This is a genomic window from Burkholderia catarinensis (assembly GCF_001883705.2).
Taxonomy (GTDB): Bacteria; Pseudomonadota; Gammaproteobacteria; order Burkholderiales; family Burkholderiaceae; genus Burkholderia; species Burkholderia catarinensis.
On sequence record NZ_MDEQ02000075.1, the window covers coordinates 1 to 795 of the forward strand.

At 65.5% G+C, this 795-nt stretch carries 1 protein-coding gene; it reads right to left on the reverse strand.

Annotation, left to right across the window (positions count from 1 at the left end):
* A partial coding sequence (gene glyA / locus BFF94_RS37555) for a serine hydroxymethyltransferase (protein ID WP_219140468.1) occupies positions 1–795 on the reverse strand: 795 nt, incomplete at both ends.

Here is a 795-nt window from a genome sequence, read left to right on the forward strand (position 1 = left end):
CTTCGCGCGCAGGTCCACCAGCATCACGTGGCTTTCCGTGCGGCCCGACACGATCCGCAGCCCGCGCTTCACCAGCGTCTCCGCCAGCACGCGCGCGTTTTCGACCACCTTCTCCTGGTACGCCTTGAACTCCGGCGACAGCGCTTCCTTGAATGCCACCGCCTTCGCCGCGATCACGTGCATCAGCGGGCCGCCCTGGATCCCCGGGAAGATCGCCGAATTGATCGGCTTCTCGTACTCCGCCTTCATCAGGATCACGCCGCCGCGCGGGCCGCGCAGGCTCTTGTGCGTCGTCGTCGTCACGAAATCCGCGTGCGGCACCGGGTTCGGGTACACGCCCGCCGCGATCAGCCCCGCGTAGTGCGCCATGTCGACCATCAGGTACGCGCCCACCGACTTCGCGATCTTCGCCAGACGCTCGAAATCGATCTTCAGCGAGAACGCCGATGCGCCCGCGACGATCAGCTTCGGCTTGTGTTCCTGCGCGAGTTGCTCCGCCACGTCGTAGTCGATGTCTTCGTTCTCGTTCAGCCCGTAGCTGACCACGTTGAACCACTTGCCCGACATGTTCACGGGCGAGCCGTGCGTCAGGTGGCCGCCGTGCGCGAGGCTCATGCCCATGATCGTGTCGCCCGGCTTGAGCATCGCGAAGAACACGCCCTGGTTCGCCTGCGAACCCGAGTTCGGCTGCACGTTCGCGGCTTCCGCGCCGAACAGCTGCTTCACGCGGTCGATCGCCAGCTGCTCGACCACGTCCACATACTCGCAACCGCCGTAGTAGCGCTTGCCCGGATA